The organism is Streptomyces sp. RLB3-17 (assembly GCF_007113425.2).
Lineage (GTDB): Bacteria > Actinomycetota > Actinomycetes > Streptomycetales > Streptomycetaceae > Streptomyces > Streptomyces mirabilis_D.
Genome location: NZ_CP041610.2, coordinates 9,741,536 through 9,767,413, shown reverse-complemented (window position 1 = coordinate 9,767,413; position 25,878 = coordinate 9,741,536). Strand labels below are relative to the sequence as shown.

At 69.7% G+C, this 25,878-nt stretch carries 22 protein-coding genes, 1 tRNA gene and 1 riboswitch; of the genes, 2 read left to right on the top strand and 21 right to left on the bottom strand.

The window, feature by feature from the left end; translation table 11 throughout:
• Positions 1 to 148 precede the first annotated feature (148 nt).
• Positions 149 to 1,774 carry a cytochrome b gene (locus FNV62_RS43915; protein WP_144316100.1) on the bottom strand — a complete coding sequence of 542 codons (1,626 nt, stop codon included), beginning with the start codon at positions 1,772 to 1,774 and terminating at the stop codon, positions 149 to 151.
• Between the two features lie 248 nt (positions 1,775 to 2,022).
• On the opposite strand from FNV62_RS43915, the gene FNV62_RS43910 reads away from it, so the two are divergent.
• A complete protein-coding gene (locus tag FNV62_RS43910; RefSeq protein ID WP_143629233.1) occupies positions 2,023 to 2,775 on the top strand; it encodes an RNA polymerase subunit sigma in 753 nt (250 codons plus the stop codon).
• Positions 2,776 to 2,793: 18 nt separating this feature from the next.
• Here the strand turns inward: FNV62_RS43910 and FNV62_RS43905 are convergent, their stop codons facing one another.
• The 10 genes from FNV62_RS43905 to FNV62_RS43860 form a co-directional block, all read right to left on the bottom strand.
• Positions 2,794 to 3,729 (bottom strand): RNA polymerase sigma-70 factor, encoded by a 936-nt coding sequence (locus FNV62_RS43905; RefSeq protein WP_144316099.1) that lies wholly within the window; start codon positions 3,727 to 3,729, stop codon positions 2,794 to 2,796.
• Positions 3,730 to 4,271: 542 nt separating this feature from the next.
• A complete protein-coding gene (locus FNV62_RS43900) occupies positions 4,272 to 4,616 on the bottom strand; it encodes a hypothetical protein (protein WP_097287350.1) in 345 nt (114 codons plus the stop codon).
• A 180-nt stretch (positions 4,617 to 4,796) separates the two neighbouring features.
• Positions 4,797 to 6,152, bottom strand: a complete 1,356-nt coding sequence (locus FNV62_RS43895; protein ID WP_143629229.1) for an NAD(P)/FAD-dependent oxidoreductase — start codon at positions 6,150 to 6,152, stop codon at positions 4,797 to 4,799.
• A gap of 171 nt (positions 6,153 to 6,323) precedes the next feature.
• Positions 6,324 to 6,397, bottom strand: a tRNA-Pro gene (locus FNV62_RS43890).
• Positions 6,398 to 6,532: 135 nt separating this feature from the next.
• Positions 6,533 to 7,993, bottom strand: a complete 1,461-nt coding sequence (locus tag FNV62_RS43885; protein WP_225900917.1) for a hypothetical protein — start codon at positions 7,991 to 7,993, stop codon at positions 6,533 to 6,535.
• Between the two features lie 195 nt (positions 7,994 to 8,188).
• Positions 8,189 to 8,956: an NPP1 family protein gene (locus tag FNV62_RS43880; RefSeq protein ID WP_054232780.1), complete on the bottom strand. Its 768-nt coding sequence runs from the start codon at positions 8,954 to 8,956 to the stop codon at positions 8,189 to 8,191.
• Positions 8,957 to 9,183: 227 nt separating this feature from the next.
• Positions 9,184 to 9,456: a hypothetical protein gene (locus FNV62_RS43875; RefSeq protein WP_144316097.1), complete on the bottom strand. Its 273-nt coding sequence runs from the start codon at positions 9,454 to 9,456 to the stop codon at positions 9,184 to 9,186.
• 141 nt (positions 9,457 to 9,597) lie between these two features.
• Positions 9,598 to 9,822, bottom strand: coding sequence for a hypothetical protein (locus FNV62_RS43870; RefSeq protein ID WP_054232660.1), 225 nt, complete (start codon positions 9,820 to 9,822; stop codon positions 9,598 to 9,600).
• 127 nt (positions 9,823 to 9,949) lie between these two features.
• Positions 9,950 to 10,282, bottom strand: coding sequence for an SCO0607 family lipoprotein (locus FNV62_RS43865; protein ID WP_097287346.1), 333 nt, complete (start codon positions 10,280 to 10,282; stop codon positions 9,950 to 9,952).
• 154 nt (positions 10,283 to 10,436) lie between these two features.
• Complete coding sequence (locus FNV62_RS43860) at positions 10,437 to 11,144, bottom strand: TetR/AcrR family transcriptional regulator (RefSeq protein WP_097287345.1); 708 nt, start codon at positions 11,142 to 11,144, stop codon at positions 10,437 to 10,439.
• An 88-nt stretch (positions 11,145 to 11,232) separates the two neighbouring features.
• Here FNV62_RS43860 and FNV62_RS43855 point away from each other — a divergent pair, with 88 nt between their 5' ends.
• Positions 11,233 to 12,096: an NAD(P)H-binding protein gene (locus FNV62_RS43855; protein ID WP_144316096.1), complete on the top strand. Its 864-nt coding sequence runs from the start codon at positions 11,233 to 11,235 to the stop codon at positions 12,094 to 12,096.
• Between the two features lie 10 nt (positions 12,097 to 12,106).
• Here the strand turns inward: FNV62_RS43855 and thiD are convergent, their stop codons facing one another.
• From thiD to FNV62_RS54785, 10 genes are all read right to left on the bottom strand, one after another.
• Positions 12,107 to 12,913, bottom strand: a complete 807-nt coding sequence (gene thiD / locus FNV62_RS43850; RefSeq protein ID WP_060894459.1) for a bifunctional hydroxymethylpyrimidine kinase/phosphomethylpyrimidine kinase — start codon at positions 12,911 to 12,913, stop codon at positions 12,107 to 12,109.
• 43 nt (positions 12,914 to 12,956) lie between these two features.
• Positions 12,957 to 14,360 (bottom strand): purine-cytosine permease family protein, encoded by a 1,404-nt coding sequence (locus FNV62_RS43845; protein ID WP_097287343.1) that lies wholly within the window; start codon positions 14,358 to 14,360, stop codon positions 12,957 to 12,959.
• Positions 14,350 to 14,444, bottom strand: a riboswitch (TPP riboswitch). It overlaps the preceding gene by 11 nt.
• Before the next feature lie 73 nt (positions 14,445 to 14,517).
• Entirely contained in the window at positions 14,518 to 15,609 is a 1,092-nt protein-coding gene (locus FNV62_RS43840) for a maleylacetate reductase (protein ID WP_143603824.1), read from the bottom strand.
• A 5-nt stretch (positions 15,610 to 15,614) separates the two neighbouring features.
• Complete coding sequence (locus tag FNV62_RS43835; RefSeq protein ID WP_144316095.1) at positions 15,615 to 16,526, bottom strand: intradiol ring-cleavage dioxygenase; 912 nt, start codon at positions 16,524 to 16,526, stop codon at positions 15,615 to 15,617.
• 16 nt (positions 16,527 to 16,542) lie between these two features.
• The gene (locus FNV62_RS43830; RefSeq protein ID WP_144316094.1) at positions 16,543 to 17,775 is read right to left on the bottom strand and encodes an alanine racemase; all 1,233 of its coding nucleotides are present in this window, start codon (positions 17,773 to 17,775) and stop codon (positions 16,543 to 16,545) included.
• Positions 17,776 to 18,169: 394 nt separating this feature from the next.
• Positions 18,170 to 18,517, bottom strand: coding sequence for an SH3 domain-containing protein (locus FNV62_RS43825; RefSeq protein WP_225900601.1), 348 nt, complete (start codon positions 18,515 to 18,517; stop codon positions 18,170 to 18,172).
• A gap of 199 nt (positions 18,518 to 18,716) precedes the next feature.
• Complete coding sequence (locus FNV62_RS43820) at positions 18,717 to 20,690, bottom strand: discoidin domain-containing protein (RefSeq protein WP_144316093.1); 1,974 nt, start codon at positions 20,688 to 20,690, stop codon at positions 18,717 to 18,719.
• Positions 20,691 to 20,755: 65 nt separating this feature from the next.
• Positions 20,756 to 24,316 carry a choice-of-anchor D domain-containing protein gene (locus FNV62_RS43815; protein ID WP_144316092.1) on the bottom strand — a complete coding sequence of 1,187 codons (3,561 nt, stop codon included), beginning with the start codon at positions 24,314 to 24,316 and terminating at the stop codon, positions 20,756 to 20,758.
• Between the two features lie 284 nt (positions 24,317 to 24,600).
• Positions 24,601 to 24,801 carry a discoidin domain-containing protein gene (locus FNV62_RS54790; RefSeq protein ID WP_263986831.1) on the bottom strand — a complete coding sequence of 67 codons (201 nt, stop codon included), beginning with the start codon at positions 24,799 to 24,801 and terminating at the stop codon, positions 24,601 to 24,603.
• Positions 24,798 to 25,697: a hypothetical protein gene (locus FNV62_RS54785; RefSeq protein WP_225900600.1), complete on the bottom strand. Its 900-nt coding sequence runs from the start codon at positions 25,695 to 25,697 to the stop codon at positions 24,798 to 24,800. Before FNV62_RS54785 ends, FNV62_RS54790 begins: the two co-directional genes overlap by 4 nt.
• Positions 25,698 to 25,878 lie beyond the last annotated feature (181 nt).

The following is a 25,878-nucleotide window of genomic DNA, read 5'->3' as shown; positions in this document are numbered from 1 at the left end:
GTCGTGAGTGCCGGCATTGCCGATGACCCAACCGCCGCCGTGCACGTGGAGGACGACCCGTCACCGCGCCCCTTGGGTTGCCAGACCGTTGCCTGCTGTCATCTCTACGACAAGACACCTTTTGCAGGTGTGACACACACGGTGGCAATCAGTTCCGGCGCCTGCCGGTGAGCTCCTGGTACTCACGCGCGGTCGGCTTGGTGATCTGTGTGCCCTCGCCGTAGAAGCTCCGGCTGAGCACGGCACGTAGGCGGCGCGCAAAGCGGAATCCGCCGTCCGGGCCTTCTCCGTTGGCCGCGGGATCGGGACCGATCGCCTGGTATTGCTCGTGCTGTGTGAGAACGTGGAGTCGGTCTTGGCCGAGCGGCTCGTGCACCTCGATGAACGCGCCGTTCGGCAAGCGCTTGATGATGCCGGTCTCACGGCCGTGCAGCACCTTGTCCCGGTCTTGCCGCTGCAGGCCGAGTGCCCACCGCTTCGTTATGGCATAGGCCGTGGGAGGCACGACGAAAAGGCCGACGCGCACGGCCCACGTCACCGATTCGACCGAGACATGGAAGCGGATGGCGATGATGTCGTTCGCGGCGCCGATCAGAGCCACCAGATAGAAACTGATCCACGAGACACCAAGTGCCGTTCGCACCGGGCGGTTGCGCGGTCTGTCGAGAAGGTGCCGCGCGCGGCCGTCACCCGTCACCCAGGCCTCGACGAACGGGTACACGCCCATGGCGAGGAAGAGACCAACACCCACCGACAGCGGGATCAGGTTGTCCAGAGCCAGGGTGTGGCCCCAGAAGGTGATTTCCCAGCCGGGCATGACCCGCAGTAGTCCGTCCGCGACGCCCACGTACCAGTCGGGCTGCGATCCGGCCGAAACCTGGTCGGCCCGGTAGGGGCCGTAGCGCCAGACGGGGTTGATCTGCGCGACCGCCGCGATGGCGAAGATGACGCCGGCGACCAGGAAGAAGAAGCCCGCCGACTTCACCGCACGCACCTTGAGCGGCAGACCCACGACGTTCTTGTTGCTCCGCCCCGCACCTGGATACTGCGTGTGCCTGTGGTGGAGGGCCGGCATCAGATGAGCGGCAAGCAGTCCCACCATGAGGGCGGGGATGAGCAGAACGTGGATCGTGTTGAAGCGCGCCACCAGGTCCTCCCCCGGGAACTCGCCTCCGAAGAGGAACAGGGAAAGGTAGGTTCCGACGATCGGGATGGAAAGGATCGTTCCGTTCACGACCGCGAGTCCGGTCCCGGACAACAGGTCGTCCGGAAGGTCGTAACCCGTCAGACCACCGAACATCCCGAGGATCAGCAGCAGGAATCCGAAGATCCAGTTGAGTTCGCGAGGCTTGCGGAAGGCACCTGTAAAGAACACGCGCATCAGGTGGGCGAGCACGGCGGCGACAAAGACCAGCGCGGCCCAGTGGTGGGCCTGCCGAATCAGGAGGCCGCCCCGGACATCGAAGGAGATGCGCATCGTCGAATCGAACGCCTCCGACACCATTTGACCGCGCAGCGGTGAGTAGCTGCCGTTGTACTCCACCGCGTTCATGGACGGGTGGAAGAACAGCGTCAGATATATACCCGTGACGATGATGACGACGAAGCTGTAGAGGCTGATCTCTCCCAGCATGAACGACCAGTGGTCCGGAAACGCTCTTCGCGCCTTTGCCCTCACCAGGCTGTAGAGACCCAGGCGCCCATCAGCCCATTCCGCTGTCCGCTCACCTTTATGCCGTGGTCGTACGTCGTCTTCCTGACTCGCGCCACCCACACCCCCACCACCATTCCTTGAACTGTCCGCACGGATGGCCTTGGCCTCGTCGATGAGGTACCGGACGCCGTCACATAAGACCGGACAACCGGCGCGTGTGTGACACGCCGCCGAGTTCGGCGCGTCACGGCAGGGCGTGATCCACAGGGGCGCCATGTCACAAGACCCGTGTGTGCCTGGTCAATCGGAATGAGTCGAGACGACGAAAGGCTCACTCGGCTCGGGTTGCGTGGGAGGAGGGATGACGTATGGACGAGGCTGACGTGGTGTCGATCGCCGAGTTGCTGGACGAGCGTCGATATCTCCTGGATGTGGCTTGCTGGATGTTGGGCAGTGCCGACGAGGCGGAGTGTGTGGTCGATGAGGTCTACCGCCGGTGGTACGGGTTGTCCGGTGCGGTGCGCCGCGAGATCGCGCGGCCCCGGTCCTGGCTCGCGAGGAGTGCGGGCAGGAGTTGCCTGAGCCGGCTTGCTCCGGTCGAGCGGTCTGATGACACCGCTCTTGAGGCGGGGCCCGAGGAGGTTGAGGCGGGGGTGGAGGTGGAGGTGAGTCGGGTTCTGCTGGACGCGCCGGGTTGCCTGTCGCCGGACGAGCGGGCCCGCGCCAGTCTTCGGGTGCGGCGTTCGGATCCCGTAGCGCCGTGGGAGCACGATGCCCTGGTTCGCGCGGTGGGTCGGGCCTGCCTGGACGGGGACGCCGAGCATTTGGTGTCGCTGTTGTGTCCGGACGTCACGGCGTTCTTCGACGGCGGGGGCAAAGTGCGGGCGTTGAGCAGGCCCGTGCACGGGGGCCGACAGGTGGCGCACAGTCTGCTGACGTTGCTCGCCCGCCGGTCGCGCACCGCTCTGACGGCTCAGTCCGTCAACGGTCGTACCGGCCTCGTCGCCCGTTACGGCCGTCAGGTCGCCGCGATCATCAGCCTCGACGTCGCCGACCACCGTGTCATACAGGTGTGGGTCATCCTCAACCCCGACAAACTACGCTCCTGGAACCAACCTTGAGCCATGCGGTCGCCGCACTCACGCGCCACTCGGCGCGGGCCTGAGTGCGGTCGTGGAGCGGGACCGTGAATTGAGGAACGCGGCGATCTTTTTCGGGTTGAACACCCACATCACCCGGTAGATGCCCTCGCTCTCGGCCGCTATCGTCATGAACGTGGAGGGCTCGCCATCTCGGTGGATCATCGCGCCCATACGGCCGTTGGCAGCGACGAACTCGACGCCCACGCTCCCCCAGAACCGCGGATACGCGGTCGCCAGATTGGCCACGCGGGCACGGCCCAGCACCGGAACACGAGCGGCGCCCCGGATACCGTTGCCGTCCGACAGGCTGACGGCATCGGGGGTGAGCAGGGCTTCCAGTGACGCCACGTCCCCCGTTCGAGCCGCTGAGACGAAGGCGTTCAGAAGGCGTCGGTGCTCGTCCGTGTCCACGCTCTCCCGCTGCTCGTCCAACAGATGCTTGCGAGCACGGCTCACGATCTTCCGCGCATTGACGAGACTGAGCCGAAGCATGTGAGCGATCTCCGGATAGCTGTAGTCGAAGGCCTCACGCAGTACGTATGCGGCACGCTCGGTGGGGCTCAGCTTCTCCAACACCAGCAACAGAGCCAGTTCCAGGGCCTCGGCGCGCTGCGCGCCCACCTCCGGGTCCGAACTCGTGTCGATGGGCTCCGGCAGCCACGGTCCGATGTAGGTCTCCCGCCGCACGCGCGCCGACTGCGCGACGTTGATGGCCAGTCGGGTCGCGGTGCTCGACAGGAAGGCCGCCGGGCTGACCACCACGGAGCGCTCGGTCCTCTGCCAACGCAGCCACACTTCCTGGACCACGTCCTCGGCCTCGGCCGCGCTGCCGAGTATGCGGTAGGCGATACCGAAGAGACGGGCCCTGTGCTGCACGAAGACCGAAACAGCCTCGTCAAGGTCACTTGCCGTGGGGGACGGCTCGTCATGCATGATCCTCGGTCTCCGTTCCTCCGTCGGGTCGGGCGCCGCGGGTCATGTGGTCACTGAAGGTCACGACTGCTCCAATCACATCCCCTTCATAGACCGGGGTGGACCCGTCCCTGTGACAGGACCGGGCGGAGAAATACCCGCCGACCGATGTCGGAGGAGACGGCCTCGGGTGGACACACGGTGTTTTCGCGGCCCAGGACACAACCGTGTGATCAAGCCCACGAACTGGAACTCCACCGGAAGAGTGCGGCCGCAGGACGGCGGAACGCAGGGAATTGGCCGCGGTCGTGGCGCATCTCGGCTCGGTGCGGCGGCCCCTCAGTGCCTTTGAGTGGCTGTTGCGTGCCGCAACCCCCTCCGCGGCACCACAGCTCGGAGGACCAGGAGCGGCAAGACCACGGAACGTGCCGCGCGTCCAGCGAACCGGCCGAGGCCTCTATCGCGCTCCGCGTTCCTGAGCGGTGTCCCACGAGTCAGAGCGCAGGGGGGCGGTGGCTGGTCGGGGGTGAGTCGCATGCCGAGCAAGTTGAGGACACGGTGGGTCAGCCCGACGTCCCCAAGATCACGGCGACGCACACCGTGATCATCGCCGCGGTGATCAGGATCATCGCTATCAGCGTTCCCCGCAGCCATCGGCCGAAGCGGAGGTGATGTTGCCCTTCCACCAGGCTGATGCGAGCGGCGATGTGATCAGTCACCATGCCGGCAACGTAGTTCTGCTCTTCGAGATACCACCGCTCGATGTCCCTCTTCTGCCCATCGGTCAGCCCCGCCGTCCGCGCGGTGAAATCCGCCACGCGCCGATGTGCCGCTTCGAGATGCGACTCCCGGTACAGGAAGTCTTCGATGTCGTTCAGGCCGCGTGCGGCCTCCTTGCTCGCATCCATGGTGTACCTCCAGAGAGCGTTGCGAGGACCAGTCACCGCCATACCGAGTCGGGCAGGTGACCCGGATGATCTGGTCCTCTGTGGCGGCGGCCCCTCCTATGGACGGGACAACTCGTCCGTCTGTGACATCCGCCGCCGGGAGCCGACGGCGTTTCGGTGAAGCCGCCGGCCTGTTGTCGCTCATGCAGCCGCGTTGTCACTCGCCCGGCTCTCGCCGGAACGCTCCGGATCCGCGCTCGTGACGAACGCGTCCCGGGGGTGCTGCACGGAGGCGAGGGAGACAAGATCACGGCCGAACACGGCAGCCGTGAGCCAGACCGTGAGAACCCGGACCTTGCGCTCCCAGGAAGGCACGGCCAGGACGTGATAGCCCCGGTGCATCAGCCAGGCGGGAAGTCCCTTGACGACAAGGCTCTTGTACTGGAAGACGCCCTGCCCCAGCCCCAGTGTCGCCACCACTCCGAGGCTGCTGTGGCGGTAGTTCCGGATTCTTCCCCCGCGCAGGTCGGCCGCGATGTTCTTGGCGAGGAGCCTGCCCTGCCGCACGGCATGCTGGGCGTTCGGTACCGTGCGAGCCTGCGGCACAGGCGAAGCCAGGTCGGGAACGGCCGCGTCGTCACCGGCCGCCCACACATCCGGCACAGGCTCGCTGTCGGTGCCGACTCGCAGGTCGGGCCGGACCACGAGCAGGCCCCGCTCGTCGACCGGGAGATCGGTGTGGTTGTGCACGGTGGGGTTCGAGGCGTTGCCGGCAGCCCAGACGATCAGCGCCGAGTCGAACTCCTCTCCGTTGGACAGCACGACGTGCCCGTCCGTGGCGGAGAGGAGTTGTGTGTTCAGGTGGACATGCGCGCCACGGCGTTCCAGGGAGCGCACCACCCAAGCACCGGGCTTGTCGCCCACCTCGGGGAGGATGCGGCCGCGCGCCTCGACCAAGTGGAAGGACAGGTCGTCGATGCTCAGCTCCGGATAGGACCTGAGCATCGCGGTCGCCAGGGACAGCAGTTCACCGAAGCCTTCGACGCCGGAGAACCCGCCGCCCACGAACGTGACGGTGAGCAGCCTCCGTCGCTCGGCGCCGGGCGGCAGTGACGCTGCTTGATCGAATGCCGTCATGAGGCGATCGCGGATGGCCACCGCCTCTTCCACGTGCTTCAGGCCGATCGCCTGCTGTGCAAGCCCGGGGATGGGGAAGGTGCGGGTCACGGCGCCGGCGGTGACCACGAGGATGTCGTAACTCAGTTCGTAGTCGGCTCCGTTCACCGGGCGGACGACGACCCTCCGGTCTGCGTCACGGATCTCGACCGCGCTCCCCGCTACCAGCCGGGTGCGGCGCAGATGCCGCCGCAAGGACACCGCGGCATGACGCGCTTCGACCGATCCGGCCGTCACCTCCGGCAGAAAGGGCTGATAGGTCATGTAGGGACGGGGATCGACAACCGTCACCCGCGCCTCACCCGCGCGCAGCCTCTTCTCCAGGCCCCATGCCGCGTAGAAGCCCGCGTAGCCGCCACCGATGATCACAATCTCACGCATGATTCCCTCTGCCTGTTGGTCGACACCACATAGACAGGACGGGACGGGCTCGTGTGACGGACGACGGCGGCGAAAAGCGGTCCTCGGAGCGGCATGCTCAACCCCGGAGCCGGAACATTCCACGCGAAAAGGGCCCCCGCAGGCTCTCGCCTGCGAAGACCCCTCGCACCGTCGGGACGACAGGATTTGAACCTGCGACCCCTTGACCCCCAGTCAAGTGCGCTACCAAGCTGCGCCACGTCCCGGTGCGTTCACCGCGGTGTTCCGCGTGATCCTGCAGGTAAACCCTACCGCACGTGAGGGGGCGGCCCCGCACACGCGGAGGTACGGCGGGTGCGGGGGCGCTGGTCACGGCACGGCGCGAGCCGCGTCAGCCGGACCTACATCTTGCCGTCGGCGAGCTTCCACTCCCGGTGCAGCGTGCCCAGGGGGATGGCGTGCTGGATGACGGGGGTGCCGAAGATGGCCAGCTGGATCTGGAGGGTGCCGCTCAGATCGAGGCCGCCATAGAGGGCCCAGGAACCACTCGCCGCGACGTCCGACTTGGTTCCGGAGCCGACCGGGGTGGTCGCGGTGACCGTGCCCGCGGCCTCACCGCGCAGGTAGGGGGCCAGGTCGGCGGTGACGCCCACAGCGCCGTACAGGCCGACGGTGGCCTGTGCGCCGAGGGCCGCCTTCACGCTTCCGGCGGTCGTGACGGACGTACGGACCGGAGAGCTGTCCATGTGGGACTCGTTGACCGGTGTCCAGCCGGCCGCCGTGCCGAAGGTGCCGCCCGCCTTGAAGTCGCCCTTGAGGTCCTGTTCGACGTCGACGGTGACGCGGCCGTCGCCGCTGATCTCGAAGTAGCAGGTCAGGTCGAGGTTCACGACGACGGGGATGGGGCCGACCTGGAGAACCGGGTCGGCGTGCAGCTTCGCGAACGGCAGCCGGACCGGCTTGGCGGTGGCGCCGGCGCGCCCCTTGAGCGCCCACTGCGAGGTCCAGTCGCCGGAGATGCCGAGGTAGGCCGCCCCGGGTCCCGAAGCGGTGGAACCGGTGGAGGCGGTCGCGGCGGTGGAGGCGCCGCCTCCGTAGGAGAAGTCCACCTCGGGCTTGACCTGGACGAAGCCGGACACGGATGCGTCCGCCGAGGCCGGTGCCCCCTCGGCCGTGGCGACCTTCGTCGCGACATCGACCCGCAGGCTGCCGAGCGGGACCTTCGTCCCCTCGGGACCGGAGTGGATGTCTCCCGTCTTCGCCCAGGAGACCTTCACGTCGGGCAGCAGCCGCTCGACGTCGAAGGAGGCCGGGTCGACCGGGACGGTGCCCTTCGCGTCGTCTTCGCCCAGCAGCGTGTCCAGGGTCGTCGGCGCGGTCTGGACCTCGGTGCCGTCGGCCGTCTCCCCGATCACCTTGGTGACCTTGGCGAGGAGTCCGTCCGGGGCGCCGGGCGCGGGGGCGCTGGCGATGACGTCGCCGACGGCGGTGCGGCCCGGCGCCGTGGTGCCTGCGGGGGTCGGGGTCCCGGTCGGGGACGGCGATGAAGTCCCCTTGGCGACAGTGGATATGACGGCTCGTCGGGTGTGGCTGTCGTACGACTTCACCTTGAGCGAGGTCTTGCGAGCCTTCCCGCCGGCCGCACCGGGGCGCGCGACGGCGGTCGAGGTGGCCGCCGCCGCGGGGGCGGCGGCGACGGCGAGCGGTTGGTCACTGTTCGCGGTCGAGGTCGCGGACGCGCCGGCGTCCGGGGTCCGTGCGGCGGCGGAGCTCTGGCCGGGGTCCGCGGAGCAGCCGGCGGCAAGGAAGAGGGCGGAGGCGGCGAGCGCGGGCACGAGGGCGCGCGAGGGCCGCTTGCGGATGCGCAAGATCAGTCCTGAGGGGGGTGGGGGTGGCATGTGATTACCAGCGAGTAACTAGATGTGAGCATGCCATGAAGACGTGAAGCCCTGCTTCACGTTTCCACCCCCTCCAGGGTGATGTACGCCACGATCACGCGTCGAGAGCCGCCAATATCGCCACCAACTCACCCGCGTGTCGTGTCATTTGACGGAGCATCACGCATTGGGGTCGAACGGGATGCCGGCCGGCTTCGCCTTCTCCAGGTGGTAGTTGAAGTTGCCGTCCTTGAGGCCGAAGACGGCACTGCCGAAGTTGTAGGCGCTCAACTTGTCGCGCAGACCGGCGGGGTAGCCGTTCCAGCCGACCAGGTCGGGGAACTGCCAGGCGTGGTAGTGGTTCTCCGGCGGTTCGTCGTTCGAGTTCGCGGGACGGAAGCAGTGGGTGCTCAGACCGTCCTTGTGATAGACGACCTTGGGGTGCGTCCCGTCCCAACGGATCTGGTCACGACCGTAGATGTTGAAGTTGCCGTGGGCGGAGGTGGAGACGTACTGGGCCTCGTTGTTCTGCACCCACACCACGACGTGTTCCCAGTCGTTGCGGTGCCCGCCGAGGCCGCTGCCGAGCACGGCCTGGTCCTTCTCGAAGTAGAGGCCGTACATGATGGCGCACCAGCCGTTGTTGCACTTCTCGCGCGAGTAGCCGTTGGTGTTGTCGAGGTCCGAGGCGTCGTGGCACTGGCCGTTGAGGGCGCCGGACGGGTTCAGGCCCGGGTTGATCGTCCCGTCGGGGCCGATGGCGGGGGTGGGGTAGCAGCCGTCCGTGTCGTAGTCGAAGGCCGGCTGGAACGTCTGCTCCAGTCCGTCCGCGTTGGCGGGCAGGGCCTGGGGCGGGGCGGCGAGGGCGCTGCCGGGGAAGGCGACGACCAGGGCGACCGCACTGCCGAGGATGAGCGAGACCTTGCGGATGCGCGAGCTTCTCTTCACTGCGTCCTCCTGATCGACCGCGATGTGGGGGTGGGCCGGGCACACCCGGTCGAGTTGGCATGCCCAGATCACCATTCCCCCTCCCGTCGACAACGCAAGCGTCAGGGGGTGTCTGAGTGATGAATGAAGAAGGGCCAACCAACGGACACGGAGGCGGAGTTGGGCGACGGCTCCCCACCCGGCAGCCGGGACGTGGGACGCGCGAGGATACGGCTACGCCCCGGACGTCACTTCGGCGGAGCCGACGAGGGCAGGCGTTTGAGCCACCGGGTGGCGAGTGAGTGGGCGAGCGTCGCGACCAGGATTCCCGCCAGGGTGGTGACACGGTGCGCGCACTCGGGAAGCAACCGGCTGACGGGTTCGAAGACCAGGACCTGCACGACCACGAAGGCGGCGGTGGCCGCGAAAAGGCCCCCGGCCGACTCCCTGGTCCACCGCTGCCGCTCCGACGTGACGGTGGTGGACCCCGTCTCCGGGGGTGGCGCGAACGGATCGGTCACGCCGCCGTTGTACCGGTCACCGATCGGCACTACGAAGCACACGATCAACGGCACCCCCGAGCGCCGTCGGACGGACGCACGACGGTGGTACGAGCGGCCGTCCGCGCGGCGCGGCCACAGGGGACGGCCGCGGGGGCACCCTCATCCGCGGGTCTCGGGCCCCCAGTACTCCGGGCCCACACCGCGCCAGTCGATGAGGGGGGACACCGCCGCGTTCACGGGGTCCACGTCGAGACCCGCGCGTCGCAGGAATTCGGACAGGTCCTCCAGGTTGTAGGCCAACCCGAGGTTCTCGCCGTGCACTCGGACTCGGCGGCCACCGGTGTCACTCGGCGGAGCCACGATGACAGGCAACGGTTCGGACATGGATCCAGCCTCGCCTCTCCGGTCCCGGCCTGCATCCCGGCCCTGGAAGTGTGGGTACGTCATACCCGAATTCAAGCACGTGTTCGATTTCCAGCGCACGGCCACTCGTCACTCGCGCCGCCGACGGTCACATCCCGGCGTCGGGAGCCTTGATGATCTTGCCGTTCTCGTCGATGGTGTGGGTGCTCCAGTAGGTGTCCCACTTGTCGCCGACGTGCCGCGGGACCTTCCCTTCGGGATAGCGGACGTATCCCTTCGGCGGCTCGTCGCCGTTGGACACGCAGGCGCTGCCGGTGCCGCCCACCGTCATGACCGGGTACTCGCCACCGCCGCAGCTCGCGTCCTCGGTGGAGCAGCCGGTCAGCATCGCGAGGGTCACGCAGGCCAGCGCGAGGCCCAGGGCGGACCGCGCCGGGCCCCCGCTGATCACGGACGACGGTCGGTGAACTCGGCTTGTCATACGCACGATGGCTCCCCCTGGACGGCTTGTGGGACCAGCCTGCGCGAGACAAGGAAATCGACCATGAGTACGCGTACTCGGATGCGGTGGGCCGTCGTACCCGATTCCACGTAGGCACGGGGGAAGCGGCCGACCCCACCCAGCCGAGCCACCCTCAGCCCGCATCGGCGATTCGGTTGAGCCATTCCTCCATGAGGCCGCGTTCCGGCGCCGTCAGGGCGTCGGTCTGCGGGAGTACGGCCCGGAGGGTGACGGCGGCCACCACGGGCCCGGGTGCGGGCGCGACAGGGGCCTCCGTGGCGATCGCCGCGACGACCGCCTCGCGGGCGGTGCGGGACAGCTCCGGGTCCCGGCGGTCCTCGGGGGTGGCGATGAGCGTGAGCGTCGTACCGCAGCCGGCCGCGTGGACGAGGTCCGCGGCGCGGTCCTCGGGGACGCGCAGCCGACCCGCCTCGGCGATGCGCCGGATGTGCTCGGCGAGGACCTCGAAGGCGGCGAGCGCCGCGGGCGAGGGCGCACCGGGGCGGTACCGGCCGTACATCAGGGTGTACAGCGCCGGGTTGGCCAGGCCGAGGCCTACGTGCAGATCCCAGCCGGCTCGAAGGTCCTCGACCGGGTCATCGGTGGGCTTCCGGGCGGTCTTGCTGGTCAGGTACGCGGTGAAGCCGTCGGCGACGACCGCGTCGAGCAGGCCCTCTTTGTCGCCGAAGAGCCGGTAGATGGTCGGCGGCTGCACGCCCGCCGCGGCGCTCACCGCCCGGGTCGAGACCGCGTCCGGCCCGCCTTCGGCCAGCAGCCGGGCGGCGGCCGCGACGATGCGTTCACGGTGCCCGTCCGCCGCGGTGACGTCCTCGCTCTCCATGATTCCGACGATAACAGAATTCTGTTACCGCCGAGAATTTCCAGTGATACCGTCATTGCGTTATCGATGGAAACAGGAAGAGGTTGTCATGATCATCATCACCGGAGCCAACGGCGGACTCGGCCGGCTGATCACCGAGCGGCTGCTGGAGCGCGTCCCCTCCCAGCGGATCGGCGTCAGTGTGCGCGACCCGGAGAAGGCACGAGAGCTCGAAGACCGGGGCGTGCGCGTCCGCCGGGGCGACTTCGGTGACCCCGCGAGCCTCGCGGACGCCTTCGAGGGCGCCCGGCAGGTCCTCGTCGTGTCGACGGACAGCACCGGCGCGGACGCCGTGCACCATCACCGCACCGCCGTCGAGGCCGCGGCGGCAGCCGGAGCCGAGCGCATCCTCTACACCAGCCACATGGGCTCGAACCCGTCCTCTCCCTTCGCTCCGATGCGCGACCACGCCGCGACCGAGGCGGCGCTCCGGGAGTCCGGGGTCCCCTTCACCTCACTGCGCAACGGCTTCTACGCCTCCTCAGCCGCGATGCTGCTGGGCCACGCGCTCGAGACGGGCGAACTGGCCGCGCCGGAGGACGGACCGGTCGCCTGGACGGCCCACGCCGACCTCGCCGAGGCGGCGGCGCTCGCGCTCACCGGCGAGGGCCTCGACGGGACGACACCGGCGCTCACCGGCCCCGAGGCGCTCGACCTGGCCGACATCGCGGCGATCGCCACGCGGCTCACGGGCCGCGAAGTCCGCCGGGTGGTCGTCTCCGACGCCGACTACCGCGCGAGCCTGCTCGCCCGCGGTCTGCCCGCGGCCGGCGCCGACCTGCTCCTCGGCCTGTTCGCCGCGAGCCGGCAGGGACAGTTCACGCCGGTCGACCCCACGCTGGGCCGCCTGCTCGGCCGACCCACCACGGCTCTGGCGGAATTCCTGAGGACAACGATTACGCCGACCGGCTGACGTCGGACCTTCAGGCGCGCGTCCGCCAGCCGTGGTCGACCGGTCCGAGGCCCGCGCCCAGGGCGAATCCCGCGGCGATCGCGCCGGTGACGTACTCCTTCGCCAGCCGCACCGCCTCCGGCACCGCCCGCCCCTGCGCCAGCCCCACCGCGATGGCCGAGGCCAGGGTGCAACCGGTGCCGTGCGTATGGCGGTTGTCGTGGCGCGGGGCCCGGAACCAGTGTTGTTCGGTGCCGTCGGTCAGCAGGTCGACGGCCTCGCCGGGCAGGTGGCCGCCCTTCACCAGGACCCAGCGGGGCCCGTACGACAGCAACTGTTCCGCGGCCCGGCACATGTCACGCTCGCCGGTGGCCTTGATCCCGGTCAGCTCGGCGGTCTCGTCGAGATTCGGGGTGGCGACCGTCGCGAGCGGCAGCAGGGCGGTCCGTACGGCGTCCAGCGCGTCGTCCGCCAGCAGCCGGTCGCCGTGCTTGGAGACGCTCACCGGGTCCACCACCACGGGCGCGCCGACGTCCGAGAGCAGTTCGGCGACGGTCTCGACGAGCAGGGGCGAGGCGAGCATGCCGGTCTTCACGGCCTGCACACCGATGTCGTCCACGACACTGCGGTACTGCGCGCGCACCGCCTCGGCGGGAAGCTCCCAGGCTCCCTGCACGCCGAGGGAGTTCTGCGCGGTGACGGCGGTGAGCACGCTCATCCCGTGCGCGCCCAGCGCGAGCATGGTCTTCAGGTCGGCCTGGATGCCGGCGCCGCCCCCGGAGTCCGATCCGGCGATGGTCAGGACACGGGGCGGGGTGGTCGGCGTGTTCGCGGACATGGTGGGTGTCACTCCGTACGAAGGGGGTGAGAGGGGGGCGGGGTCAGCGGCGCAGGCGCAGCGGGGCGTAGACCAGCAGGGCCGCGAGGAACGCCACGCCGTAGGCGGTGTCGGCGCCGTGCAGGGCGTGCGCGACCGGGCCGACGTACAGGCTGGTGCTCATGAACGGCACCGCGGCGGCGAACGCGGCGGCGAACGCCACGAGCGCGGGCCACCACGGACGCGGGCGGGCGCTCTCGGCGGCCAGGTCGACGGGTGCGCCGCCGCGGGCCCTGGCCCGGGCGAGCCAGTCGACGGCGACGATCGCGACGAACCCGGGAATCCAGTAGCCGACGAACAGCAGGACGTTCTGGAAGCGGGCCGTGGTGTCGGCGGCGTGCATCCACAGCACGAGCGGGAAGCCGAGGAGGGCGGCCAGCGCGGCGGCGGCCGGGCGCGGCAGCCGTACGCCCATGGTCTGCAGGGCGAGCGAGCCGCTGTAGTCGTTCATGGCGTTGCTGCTCAGCGCGGCGAGCGCCACGGCGAGCAGGCCGAACGCGCCGAGGGCGCCGCCGCCGAGCAGGGTGTCGACGCCGCGGGCGGTCTGGTCGGTGAAGACGGCCGCGCCCCACAGTCCGAGGGCCTGGACGGCCACGAAGGACACGCCGATGCCGGCCAGGGTGTACCAGAACATGCGCGGGCGGGACGCCGTACGCGGCAGATAGCGGCTGAAGTCGCTCGCGTACGGCGCCCATGACAGCGCGAGGCTGAGCGCGATCGTGCAGGTCAGGACGAAGGCCCCGGCCCGGTCGGCGCCGTGCGCGGTGGCGGCGGGGGTGGTGTGGGCGCCGCTCAGGAGCTTCACGGTCAGGGCCACGAACGCGGCGGCGAGAGCGAAGGTCATCACGGTCTGGAGCCGGTGGATCACCTCGTAGCCGAGGACGCCGAGCGCCCCCTGCGCCGCCATCATGACGAGCACGCCCAGCCAGAACGGCCAGCCGCACAGCTGGGCCAGCGCGTCTCCGCCGAAGAGGCCGATCAGCGCGTCCCAGGCGATGGACGACAGCCACTGCAGGGCACCGGGGACGACCACCGCCCGGCCGAACGCGAGGCGGGCGAGCGGCAGTTGTCCGGCGCCGGTCTGGCTCCCCCAGGTGCCGAGGTACGCGGTCGGTACCGCCCCCAGGAGGGTGCCCAGCACGACGGCGACGAGCGCGGTGGAGAAGTCCAGGCCGAGCGCGATGCCGACGGTGCCGGTGAACACGCCGGTCATGGTCAGGTTGGGGGCGAACCACACGGTGAACAGGCGGCCGGGGCCGCCGTAGCGGTGGTCCTCCGGGACCGGGGCGATTCCGCGCGCCTCGACGTGCAGGTCCCCCGGGGCGGTGGGCATCCGCCCGTCGAATACGCCCTGCGGGCCTCCGACGGCCACCTCACCGCGAGCGTTACGGGCATACGGCAACGACATGAGACATCCCTCCGCCAGTCCTAACTGGTTCAGGTTCGACGGGTGTGATCTCAGCCCTCGTGCGGGGCACCCCGTGTCCGGTTCGGCGCTCAGGATAGCCCGGCGGGCGTGGTCTGCCCCAGGGGGAGGGGGTCCGCGCGGGCCGTACGGCCCGTGGCTACGCGTCGACGCTCGGTTCCCGGCCCTGGTACGCCGCAGTCAGCAGGGCCAGTACACCGTCCACGGTGACCTCGCGCGGGTTCGGATACGGCTGCCCGGCGGCCTGCTCGGCGGCCACCGCCAGGTCGGTCTCCTTGAGGCCGAGTTCGGCGAGGCCCCGGGGGGCGCCGAGGCTTCCGGCCAGGGCCCACAGGGCATGGGGGACGTCGTCGGCGCCGCCCAGGGCGCGCGAGAGCGCCGTGACGGCCCGGGGCGCGGCGGGGGCGTTGTAGGCGAGGGCGTACGGGAGGACCACCGTGTGCGTCTCGGCGTGCGGCAGGCCGAAGGTCCCGCCGAGGACGTGGCACAGCTTGTGGTGCAGGCCCATGGTGGTGGCGCCGAGACAGGCGCCGCAGAGCCAGGCGCCGTAGAGGGCCCGGCCGCGCGCGTCGAGGTCGTCGGGGGCGGCGGCCACCAGCGGCAGGGCCTGCGTCATCGCCCGTACGCCCTCCTCGGCCATGAGCGAGACGAGGGGCGAGGCGTCGGGCGCGTAGAGGGCCTCGACGGCGTGGGCGAGCGCGTTGACGCCGCTGGTGACGGTGAGGGGGACGGGGAGCGAGAGGGTGAGTTCGGGGTCGTAGACGACGCTGCGGGGCTGGACGGCGGGGTCGCGTCCGGTGCGCTTGGCGCCGTGCTCGGTGAGTCCCCAGACCGGGGTCATCTCGGATCCGGAGTAGGTGGAGGGCACGGCGATCAGGGGCAGGCCGGTGCGCAGCGCGATCGCCTTGCCCAGGCCGATCGCCGAGCCGCCGCCGACCGCGACACACCCGTCGGCGCCGGCCGCGCGCGCCGCCTCGACGGCCCGGTCGGCGACCTCGACGGGTACGTGCATCCGGGCCCCGGCGTACAGCCCCGCGCAGGCCCCGCCCAGGGCGTCCGCGACCGCGCGTGCCGTGCCCTCCCCCCTGCTGCCGCAGACCACCAGCACCCTGCGCAGCCCGAGCCTGGCGGCCTCGTCGGGGGTCGCGGAGACGGCGGCGCCGGGCCGGAAGACGATCCGCGCGGGCTGGGTCTCGTACGAGAAGTCGAGCGGGGTGTTCCTGTCGGTCATGGTGCTCATTCCGGTTCGAGTACGAGGTCGAAGCGGGCGTGGCGGAACGGGTTCGGGACGCCGAACTCCCGTGCCAGGGACGGGTCGTCGGTCTCCGTGAAGTCCTGTACCAGGGTCTTCTTGACCGCGAACACCGCGTCGGAGTCCAGGTAGTCGCTGCCCGCGACGAAGATGTGTGTGGTGACCGGGGCGTGGCCCTCGGCCGAGGCGATGAAGTGGATGTGGGCGGGGCGGTAGGGGTGCCGGGCCGTGGCGCGCAGCAGTTCGCCGACCGGGCCGTCGGTGGGGATCGGGTACGGGCTCGGTACGCAGGTGCGGAACCAGAAGCGGCCCTCGGCGTCGGCCGTGAACAGTCCCCGCCCGTTGCCGGCCGGCTGGACGTCCGGCTGCTGTACGTCGTAGTAGCCCTCGGAGTCGGCCTGCCACACGTCGAGGACCGCGCCCGGCAGCGGGGTGCCGCCCTTGCCCAGTACCCGGCCGCTGACCACGCACGGCTCGCCCCTGCTCACCAGGTCGATGTTCGCGCCGAGTGCGCGGATGGGCGATCTGGTCAGGTGGAACGGGCCGAGGACCGTCGACTCGGTGGCACCCGGGTCGCGGTGGCCGCCCAGCGTCTCCACGAGCATGGAGACGCCGAGCACGTCCGACAGCAGGATGAACTCCTGACGGGTGTCGGTGCACTGTTGCCCGGTCGCGGTCAGGAATCCGATCGCGCGTTCCCATTCCGCCATCGTCGGCTCCGTCTCGCGCACGAAGTCGTGCAGATGACGGGTGAGCGCGGTGAGCAGTTCTCGCAGCCGCGGATCGGCCGTGCCCCGCAGGCTGTCGACGACGGCGTCGGTGATGCCGTGCGCGAAGTCGGTCGTGGCATCGGTCGTGGCATCGGTCGCCGTCGAACGGTTCGGTTCGTCTGTCATGCCGCTCCTCGTGGTGCTATCGGGACTGGTCGCCGTCGGTGCCCGGGTCCACGAAGTGGAAGCCGGGCTCGGGAAACCTGGCGAACGCCCGGTGGGGCACGGACGAGGTGTAGGCACCCGCGAGGGAGAACACCACACGGTCGCCGGCCCGCAGCCCGGGCGCCCGCACGTCCCGGACCAGGATGTCCCTGGAGGTGCTCAACTGGCCGGTGAGCGTGACCCGTTCGCGGCGCACCACGGGCCGCGGCCAGGAGTAGGGCCACACGTCCACCTCGAGTACGGACCAGGGCTGGTCGGGCCACGGCTGGTCGGGCCTCCTGGACTCCGAGGTGCGCAGGTTCACCCCGCCACCGCGGACGACGGCGAAGTCCTCGCTCGCGCCGTGCTCGACGTCCAGCACCTCGCTCGCGTACCAGCCGCAGTAAGCGGTCAGCGCGCGACCGGGCTCGATGCTCAGGGTCAGTTCCGGGTGCGCGGCGACGAGTCGGGCGAGTCCCTCGCCGTACGACTGCCAGTCGAAACGGCGTTCGGGGTGCTCGTAGTCCACCGCCATGCCGCCCCCGACGTTCACCTCGGTGAGGCGCAGGCCGTGGCGCGCGGCGAGTTCCGCCGTCCAGGCGACGACGCTCTCGGCCACCGCGAGGTGTTCGGTGGCGTGCAGGCCGTTGGCCAAGTGGGCGTAGACGCCGCACAGTTCGAGGTTCGGGTAGCTGCCGTCGGTGAGCAGGCCGACGATCGTGTCCGCCTGCGCCGGGTCGAGGCCGGAGGTCCTGCGGCCACGGCCGCCGTCGGTGAGCAGGCGGTCGGCCACCGGGAGGTCGAAGCGCGGCAGGACCGCCACCCGGCCGTCCGGAGCGTGCCGCTGGGCCAGCCCTGCCAGCATGTACAGCTCGTACTCGCTCTCCACGAGGAAGCGTGTCACGCCCCGCTCCAGCGCGTCCAGGAGCTCCGTCGGGGTCTTGTCCCGGCCGCCGAAGGCCAGAGGGTGGTCCGGCGCCGCCCGGGTGACGTGGTCCAGTTCGCTGTCGGTGGAGACCTTGTAGCCGTCGACGTACGGGGCGAGCGCGGTCAGGATCTTCGGCTCCTGATTGGCCTGGGTCGCGTAGTACAGCTCGACACGCTCGGGCAGCGCGGCCCGCACCGACGCGGCGTGTGCGCGCAGTGCCGCCAAGTCGTACACATAAGCGGGAAGTTCCGTGGGCGGCAGGGTCAGGATGCGATCGCGCACCGCGAGTGAGGGTGTGTTCATGGGGCACTCCGGGTCGTGTGGCGCAGGATACAGTCGGCACGCGACGAAGGTGGCGCACGGGGACCGGAGTGACGGCCCTGCGGACGCAGGTGGTCGGGGACATGACACGTGCCACGGCAGCCGCCGAAATCGACGGGGACGAGCGTCCGGTTCGGCACTGCGGCCGGGAACCGGGAGACCGGCGGCGCCGTGCTCCCGCACGCCGACGCCTCCGCTCGCAGGGCCCGCGCCCTGTGGCATCCCACCATCATGCTGATCCGCGACTCCATACCCGAGGCCCCACACGATCTCTACCCGGTGGGAGATCCTTCGGCACCTCGAGCGGTCGGCGGTGTACCTGAACGCGACGCGGTGCCCGACCCCGGGTCGGGGTCGGGCACCGCGTCCGGGTCGGTCAGCAGGTGGCGGAGGCCGGAAGGCCGCCGTACTGGTCGCCCTTGAGGTAGACGGCGCTCACATAGCCTTCGGCCAGTCGCACCCAGACGTCGTTGACGTAGCCGTTGTCGCGGATGGTCTCGCCGTGGGTCCAGCAGGAGGCGCCGCGCGGCTGCCCGGCGGCGACGTGCCCGGTGATGTCGGTGGTGGTCGAGGGCCCGGAGCGGACGTTGACGTTCACATACGGCGTGACGGCGTACGGCAGTCCCGCCGCCGCGGCCTGCGCCCCGGCCGCGCCGGTCAGCAGCAGTCCGGTGGCCAGCGCGCCGACCCCCGCCGTGGCGAACGCCTTGGTCCTCATCCTCATGGTCATACGGTCCTTCCCCGTGGTGGAGTCCGGGCGAGTTCCCGGGCCGGGCCGTGCGGCCCACCCGGTCACGCCCGAGCCCACCCTGCCGGGTCGACGCCCGGGGGCGGAACTGCTTTCGACGACGCTCGAAACGTCCGGCCGCGAGGGACTGGTACGCGCCCGGTGGCCCGGAGTTCGAAGCCGTGCCCTGTGTTCATCAGACGCCGAAGACCTGGAACTCCGAGACCTGCCCGGCCGGCCAGCCGTTGTTGGCGGTGAAGGTGAGTCGCACGTGGCGGGTGGTGACGGTGGAGGGGAGCGTGAGGGTCGCGGTGTTGCCGGTCACCGGGTCGAAGGTGTAGCCCGCGGAGGCGAGCAGCTGGGTGAAGGTGCTGCCGTCGGTGCTGCCCTGGACGGAGATGGTCTGGGTACGGGTGGCCCAGGCGGTCGCCGGGGGGAGGTTGAGGACGATCCGTTTGATGCCTGTGGCGGCGCCCAGATCGACCTGGACCCACTGGGGGAAGGCGTTGTTGGCGGACTCCCAGTAGGTGTTGGTGTCGCCGTCGGTCGCGTTGCCCGAGGCGTAGATCTGGGTGTGGCTGCTCTCCGAAGTGGGGCGGTGGAGGGCGAGGTTGGTGGTGCCGGAAGGGGGGTCGGTGGTGACGGTGACCTGGTTGGAGGGCTGCGACACGTTTCCCGCCGCGTCGAGGGCGACGACGTCGAAGGTGTACGCGGTGGACGCGCCGAGCCCGGTGACGGTGAAGGAGGCGGCGCTGGTGGTGCCCACCTGTGTGCTGGTCGAGCCGGACACCCGCAGGACGCGGTAACCGGTCACGCCGACGTTGTCGGTCGACGGGTTCCAGGCCAGCGAGACGGAGTCGCCGGTGTGCCCGGTGACGGTCAGGGCACCCGGCGCGGCGGGCGGTGTGGTGTCACCGCCGGCGGTGACGGTCGGCTGGGTGGGGCGCGTTGCGGTCAGCGCGATCTGGCCCTTGAGCATGCGGCCGCCGTCGCCGGTCAGGCGCAGGTAGTAGTCGGCGGAGCAGGCGGTGCCGTCCTCGTCGAGGGCGAGGAATCCGGAGTTGGTGGGCACCCAGTCCTGGGTCTCGGCGGTCTTGGCGATCTGGTTGCCCTCGTTGTACTCGTCGAACATCGAGATGTAGATGCCCTGCACCCCGGCCCGCACCATGTTGTAGAACTGCCGCCACATGAAGTCGCCGTGCGCGCGCTGGCGTCCTGAGACGTCGCCGGGCAGGACGCAGGGCTGGTAGTCGATGCCGTTGGCGTTGCAGTCGGCCTGGTCGCCGACGGTGTACGTGGTGTAGGCGTTGTCGGCCTCGGTCACATTCCCGATGGCACCGACCATCCACGGCGAGATCATGTTGAAGGCGTGGTAGACGCCCAGAAAGCCGGGCCGTGAGCCCCCGGTGCCCGTCCGCCATTCACGCGGGACGCCGCCGATGACGTAACAGCCCTGACCCTTGAACCAGTTGACGACGTCGAGGCAGGCGTCGGCGGTGAAGGGGTGGTTGGGGTCGTTGAAGCCGAAGCCCCAGATGCAGACGACCGGCCTGCCGTTCTGCTTCGCGTACGCCGAGGACGCGGTGTGCGCGGACATCTTGGTCGTCCAGTCCGTCTTGATCTCGGACTGCATGTTCGTCCAGTTGGAGACGTCGTACATGATGTAGAACTTCCGGCCGTACGACTCGGCGGCGCTGCGCACCTTGGTCGCCATGGCGTCGCGGGTGGGCCCCTCGCCGCCGGTGGGGTTGAAGCGTTGCAGGGCTGCCGTGTCGATGCTGTTCTGCTGCATCCACAGGAAGTGGGTGTTCACCGTCTGCTGGTCGTACGAGGAGAACAACGTGGCGGGCCGGCCGTTGCCGAGGGCGGCGTACGACGTCTGGTACGTGTTGGTGTACTCACGCACATCGGGCCAGCATGTGATGTTGGTGTTGTTCGGGGACGGCGACCGTCCCCAGTCCTGGCTCCAGTGCCACCAGCCGTTGATGGGCGCGCCGTCGCCGACGCAGGCGAACCAGCCCTGGTAGCCGACGCTGATCCTGCCGACCACGTCACCCGGCGAGCTCGCCGCTGAAGCGGTCGGGGCGAGTACGGTCCCGGTCGCTCCCACGGTTCCCACCGCGGTGGCCGCGATCGCGGCCCTCAAGAAGACTCTGCGTGTGACACCCATCTCGACTCCTTTCGGTGGTCGGTGCCGCCGAGCGCGCCCGCGCTCGGCGGCACCATCGGGTCAGGTCAGGTGTTCCAGACCTGGAACTCGGAGATCTGACCGGCCGGCCAGCCGTTGTTCGCCGTGATGTTCACCCGGACGTACCGCTGGGTGGTCGCGGTGAACGCGATGGTCACCGTGTTGTTGGTGGTGGGGTCGAAGGTGTACGTGGCCGACGGCTTGATCGTGGTGAAGGAGGAGCCGTCGGTGCTGCCCGACAGGGACAGCGTCTGGTTGCGGGCGCCCCAGCCCGCGGGGAGCTGGAGGACGACGCTGCTCGCACTCTGCGCGGAGCCGAGGTCCACCTGGACCCACTGGGGGAAGGCGTTGTTGGCGCTCTCCCAGTAGGTGCCCTGGTTGCCGTCGGTCACGTTGGACGACGGGTACACGTCGGTGTGGCTGGACTCGGTGGTGGCCGCGCCCGCTGCCAGGTTCCTGCTCACCGTGCCGGCTCCGGTGCCGGTCAGCGCGACCGTGGTCGTGCCGTTCGACGCGTTGCTGGCGATGCTGAGATCGCCGGTGCGGGTGCCGGACGCGGTGGGCCTGAACGTGACGTTCACCGTGCAGGAGGCGTTCGCCGCGATCGACGTCCCGCAGTTGTTGGTCTGCGAGAAGTCGCCCGTGACGGTGATGCCGGAGACGGTCGCGGCCGCGGTACCGGTGTTGGTGATCGTGACCGGCTGCGCACCGCTGGTGGTGTTGAGCGCCTGGGTGGGATACGACAGCGACGTCGGGCTGGTCGACAAGGTGGCGTTCGAGGAGCCGCCGTCGCTGGGGAACACCTCGAAGTCCGACAACTGGGCCGCGTTCCAGCCGGTGTTGGCGGAGATGTTCACCCGTACGTATCTCGCCGTGGCGGCGCTGAACGTGATGGTCACCGTGTTGTTGTTGGCGTTCGGGTCGAAGGTGTACCCGGCCGATGCCTTGATCGTCGAGAAGCTCGAACCGTCCGTGGAGCCCTGCACCGACAGGGTCTGCGTACGAGCCGACCACGCCGTCGCCGGCGGGAGCTTGAGCACGACCTTGCCGACGCCGTAGTTCTGGCCGAGGTCGACCTGGGCCCACTGCGGGAACGAACCGTTCGTGCCCTCCCAGTACGTCGACGCGTCCGGGTCGGTGAGGTTCGACGCGACGTACGGGCTGCTGCTCGAACTCGCCGACGCCGGCCGCCCGGCGGCGACATTGGTGGTGCTGTCGATGCCGCTGCCGGTCAGGGCGACCACGGTCGGGCTGTTGTTGGCGTTGCTGGTGACGGTCAGGTTCCCGCTACGGGATCCGCCCGTGGTGGGCTTGAAGCCGACGGTCACCGTGCAGGAGGCGCCGACCGCGAGGGTGGAGCAGTTGTTGGTCTGGCTGAAGTCACCGGTCGCCGCGACGCCCGAGACGGACGCCGAGGCGGTGCCCGAGTTCGTCACCGTCACCGTCTGCGCGGTGGCCGACGAGCCGACCACCGTGGCGGGGAAGGACAGGCTCGCCGGGTCGGTGTTCAGCACCGGGCCGGGCGCGGTGCCGGTACCGGAGAGGCTGACCGTGCTGGTGGTCCCGCCCGCGTTGACGGTCAGGGATCCGTTACGGCCGCCGGTCGCGGTCGGCGCGAACTTCACGCTGACGGTGCACGAGCCGTTCGCCGCGATGGACGAGCCGCACGTGTTGGTCTGGGAGTAGTCGCCGCTGGTGGAGATCGACGAGACGGACGCGGCGGTGTTGGTCGGGTTGGAGACCGTCACGGTCTGCGCGGCGCTCGTCGAGCCGGTCGCGACCGAACCGAAGTTGAGCGCGCCGGGGGTGGCCGTCACCCCTTCGGACGGGTAGGGCGGGTAGACCGGAGCGGGCCAACCGCCGCAGTACGGCGTGCCGCTGATGCCGGAGTTGCCGCCGCCGTCGGTGACGACGAAGTTGCCGCCCGAGCAGTTGTACACCGGGGACGAGTAACCGACGCCGGTCGCCGTGACGTTGGTGAACTTGGCGGCCCCGCCGGTCTGTTCCTGCAGGGCGAAGGTTCCGGTGCCGGCGATGGTCACGTTGTTGAGATTGACCCCGCTGATGGTTCCCTCGACCCACTGGACGGCCTCGTACGGACTCTGCTGGATCAGCGCGTTGGTCACGTTGATGGGGCCGGTGATCGCGCCCTGGCTGCCGTCGAACCACAACGCGCCCACGCCGAACTGCCAGTTGGGGTCGAGGCTGCCGGCCCGGATCATGGTGTTGTCGGAGATCGTGGTGGTGCCGACCGGCGTGGACGTGAAGCGCTGCCCCACGTGGATGCCGCCGCCCTGGGCGAGGCCGGTGTCCACCACGCGGTTGCCGCTGACGGTGTTGTCGTGGCCGCCGTAGATCGCGATGGCGTTGGCGAGGATCTGCAGCGACACGGTGTTGTTGGAGATCGTGTCGTTGGCGTCGGCGCCGATACCGGAGTCCGCCCAGGTGGCGATGCCGTCGTCGCCGGTGTTGCGGATGTCGCTGTTGGTCACCTTGGAGTTGGTGACGCCGCCGTGGAAGTTGATGCCGTCCGCGGTGGTGTCACGGATGCGCATGCCGGTGAACGTCAGCCCGTCCATCGGCCCGTCCATCCAGGCGCCGACCTTCATGTGGTCGATCCACAGGTTGGAGACGGTCGAGTCGCTCATCGCGCCGCCGATGCCGTTGACCTGGGCGCTGTCGTCGCGTTCCTGCACATTGCCGAAGATCGCGAAGTTCTGGAGACGCACGTTGGTGCTGGCCGAGGGCGCGGAGTTGCCGTAGAAGCCGGGTGCCGTGCCGGTGACGGTGGAGTACCACATGCCGGCGCCGGCGATCGTGACGTTGTTGACGCCGATGTGGCCGGGGATGTTGTAGGTGCCCGGCGGGATCCACACGGTGCCGCCGGGGCCGGCCGCGCTGATCGCGGCGTTGAACGCGCTGGTCGCGTCGGCCACACCGGTCGAGTCTGCGCCCTTGCTGGTCACCGACACCGACCCCGAGGGTGCGGTCAGGGCGGCGCCGACCTGCTCGAAGTCGGCGAAGTCGATCGTGTACGAGGAGGCGGTGTCCTCCGCGTCGACCTGCAACTTGAAGGTCGTACCCGCCGGATAGGTAGTGGAGAACAGGCGGTGGGCCTCGTCGTAGAAGTGGTGCGGGTTGGTGCCCGGCGAGTTGGTGAAGGGGTAGCTGCCGTAGTACCAGCTGTAGGCGTTGGTCAGGGTGAAGTTCGGCTGCTTGACGCCGTTGACGTACAGAGACAGCGGGGCGGTGTAGACCGAGCCGCTCGAGGTGTCGGGGATGCTGTACCGGAAGTTGATCGAGTTGGTCGCCACCGGTGTGGTGAACGTGACGTACTTGCCGGTGCCCTGCAGCGTCGTCGCCTTGCGGTACGACGCCTCGTCGGCCAACTGGCCCTGGGTGTAACTCGGTCCGATGGACGTGCCGTTGGTGGCGGAGTTCTCCGCCTGCACCTCGACGTACGGCAGGCTCGCGCCGCTGCCGCCGGTGGCGGTGGACGCCGCCCAGGCGGGTTGGACGGCCAGCGCGACGACGCCGACCGCAGCCAGCATCGCGGTGCTGACCGCCCAGACGAGGGCGCGTCTCAGATCTCGGATGGAATGGAACACTTGACACTCCTTTCATCACGAAATGCCGGAACTGTGCCGCTGACGCCGCCGGGGAGGGAGGGACGGGACTCAAAGGGAGAGGGGGGAGGCAGGGGGCGGTAACGACGCGTGGGGGACCGTAATATCGTCGACATGGACACGCAAGAACTAGACAGAACATTGCAACAATAAAAATTCAGCCCGCAAGATCTAATGTGCCGTCCTGAGGCTGCGCCCAGCACCGGGCCGCGCGCACGGCGGTGCCGCCGGACGGGGTGTCCGGCGGCACCATGGGGAGGGTGGGGTCAGGAGGTCCAGATCTGGAACTCGGACACCTGGCCCGCGGGCCAGCCGCTGTTGGCGGTGATGGTGACGCGGAAGTAGCGCTGGGTGGCGGCGGGGAAGGTGAGCGTGACGGTGTTCCTGGTGCTCGGGTCGAAGGTGTGGACGGCCGAGGACTTCAGGGTGGTGAAGGTGGTGCCGTCGGTGCTGCCGCCGAGGGTCAGGGTCTGGGTGCGGGCGCCCCAGCCGGCGGGCAGTTGCAGGAGGCCTGGTCGATGCAGTTCTGGATGGCGGCCCGGCTGTCCACCAACCGGCTGTCGGCCGCGCCGTTGGTCGGGGTGTCGTCCGCCACCGCACCGCAACTCGTGATCGAGATCGAGTTCGCCGGCTGGGTGAGCGGCGCCGGTGGGTTCTCCACGTCGACGGAGTCCACGTCGTAGAAGGACGCGCTGTTGTCGGAGTCCTTCCGCAGCGAGAACGTGGCGCCCGCCGGGATCGGGGACCCGGTGACGAAGGTGTGCGACTCGTCCCAGAAGACCCTCGGGTCGCCGTCGGCCGGGTTCTGGTTGTCGCTCGTGTTGTAGTTGCCGTTGCCCTCGTACACCCAGCTCTGCCGCGAGTTGAGGTTCAGCGCCTGCCGGAACACCCCGTCGACGTACAGGTTCAGCGTTCCGGTGGCACCACCGCCGGACGCCGAATCCGGGATGCTCGCACGGACGTTGAGAAAGGAGATCGGCTGCCCGGTGGTGTTCGTCCACCGCACCGACTGGCCCGTGCCGTCCAGGTGGACATAGGAATGGCCCGAAGCCTCCAGGGCGGCGCTCGAGTACTGCGTCGTCGGGGCCGAGGTCAGCGACCTGACGGCCGCGCCCCCGCCCGGTGTTCCCGCCTCGGCCTCGTAGACCGAGAACGGCGTCGTCGCACCCACCGCCGCGCTCGCTGCCGCCTGCGCCTGCCGGGGAGCGGGGGCCGTCGGACCGGCCCGGAGCGCCTTGGACGGCGGCGCCCCCTGTGTGGCGGCGGCCGGTAAGACGGACACGCACATCGCGCCGACCGCGGCCACCGCCAGTCGGCGCCCGGCGCGACGGATGCCGTTCCCGGGTCTGGGGGTCGTCAGCATGTGATCCTCCTTCAAGGAGTGCGGGAAACCGGCGCCCCGACCGTGCAGAGCCCTCATCCACTCCGCTAGATTCTGACGAAGCAAAGAATGAATCATGCAAGTCACTGCAAGTTTCTCGCCAAAGTCCGCAAATCCCGGATGGAGCGTGGCACGGTCCCTCGACACCTTGCCGGTCCAGAAA

Coding starts and splice junctions, on each gene's coding strand:
- FNV62_RS43910 (WP_143629233.1), top strand. CDS start 2,023: ATGGACGAGGCTGACGTGGTGTCGATCGCCGAGTTGCTGGACGAGCGT.
- FNV62_RS43905 (WP_144316099.1), bottom strand. CDS start 3,729: ATGCATGACGAGCCGTCCCCCACGGCAAGTGACCTTGACGAGGCTGTT.
- FNV62_RS43900 (WP_097287350.1), bottom strand. CDS start 4,616: ATGGATGCGAGCAAGGAGGCCGCACGCGGCCTGAACGACATCGAAGAC.
- FNV62_RS43895 (WP_143629229.1), bottom strand. CDS start 6,152: ATGCGTGAGATTGTGATCATCGGTGGCGGCTACGCGGGCTTCTACGCG.
- FNV62_RS43870 (WP_054232660.1), bottom strand. CDS start 9,822: ATGTCCGAACCGTTGCCTGTCATCGTGGCTCCGCCGAGTGACACCGGT.
- FNV62_RS43865 (WP_097287346.1), bottom strand. CDS start 10,282: ATGACAAGCCGAGTTCACCGACCGTCGTCCGTGATCAGCGGGGGCCCG.
- FNV62_RS43860 (WP_097287345.1), bottom strand. CDS start 11,144: ATGGAGAGCGAGGACGTCACCGCGGCGGACGGGCACCGTGAACGCATC.
- FNV62_RS43855 (WP_144316096.1), top strand. CDS start 11,233: ATGATCATCATCACCGGAGCCAACGGCGGACTCGGCCGGCTGATCACC.
- thiD (WP_060894459.1), bottom strand. CDS start 12,913: ATGTCCGCGAACACGCCGACCACCCCGCCCCGTGTCCTGACCATCGCC.
- FNV62_RS43845 (WP_097287343.1), bottom strand. CDS start 14,360: ATGTCGTTGCCGTATGCCCGTAACGCTCGCGGTGAGGTGGCCGTCGGA.
- FNV62_RS43840 (WP_143603824.1), bottom strand. CDS start 15,609: ATGACCGACAGGAACACCCCGCTCGACTTCTCGTACGAGACCCAGCCC.
- FNV62_RS43835 (WP_144316095.1), bottom strand. CDS start 16,526: ATGACAGACGAACCGAACCGTTCGACGGCGACCGATGCCACGACCGAT.
- FNV62_RS43830 (WP_144316094.1), bottom strand. CDS start 17,775: ATGAACACACCCTCACTCGCGGTGCGCGATCGCATCCTGACCCTGCCG.
- FNV62_RS43825 (WP_225900601.1), bottom strand. CDS start 18,517: ATGAGGATGAGGACCAAGGCGTTCGCCACGGCGGGGGTCGGCGCGCTG.
- FNV62_RS43820 (WP_144316093.1), bottom strand. CDS start 20,690: ATGGGTGTCACACGCAGAGTCTTCTTGAGGGCCGCGATCGCGGCCACC.
- FNV62_RS54785 (WP_225900600.1), bottom strand. CDS start 25,697: ATGCTGACGACCCCCAGACCCGGGAACGGCATCCGTCGCGCCGGGCGC.